Annotated in this window: 1 protein-coding gene; it reads right to left on the bottom strand. The window is 45.0% G+C overall.

From position 1 onward, the window contains the following. Positions 1 to 31 precede the first annotated feature (31 nt). The coding region (gene prmA, locus A3762_RS16075) for a 50S ribosomal protein L11 methyltransferase (RefSeq protein WP_156493512.1) at positions 32 to 703 on the bottom strand (672 nt) is incomplete at its 5' end.

Consider the following 703-nt stretch of genomic DNA (forward strand, 5'->3'; position numbering starts at 1 on the left):
CTGAAGCTGTGTAATAGCTTTTATAACTATCTTAATCCTTCTTGGTTCCGCTCAAGCGCGACCAGTCATCCATGTAATTTACGGCCTGCATTTTAAAGTGAGTGCCATAATGTTGCGATAAATCTTCGGCTTGCTCTCTGAGGATGCCAGAAAGCGCAATGCTCGCATTTGCTTTACATAGTCCCGAAAGATGCTCTCTGAGGCTGTAAAGTGGTTGTGCAAGAATATTGGCTACTAATACGTCTGCATGAATGTCTGGACAATCATCCGGTAGGTAGCATTCTATAGCGTCAGCAGATAATTGATTTCGCTCCGCGTTATCTTTCGTCGCAATAAGTGCTTGAGGATCGTTGTCGACAGCAATTACACGTGAAGCGCCGAGAAGTAGCGCTGCGATACCGAGAATCCCAGAGCCACACCCATAATCGATCACAGTTTGGCCTTTTAAATCTTGTGCATCTAACCATTCGAGACATAAGAATGTTGTTGGATGCGTGCCTGTTCCAAATGCTAAACCCGGGTCTAGCATCAGATTTACTGCGTCGGGCTCAGGTGGCTCGCACCAGCTAGGGCATATCCACAAACGTTTGCCACAAGATATGGGCTTAAAATTTTCTATCCATTTTCTTGTCCAGTCTTCATTTTCGAGAATGTCGACTTGTAACGACGGAAAGTCTGTATCGGGTAGATAATGATGAAACAC

The organism is Oleiphilus sp. HI0125 (assembly GCF_001635355.1).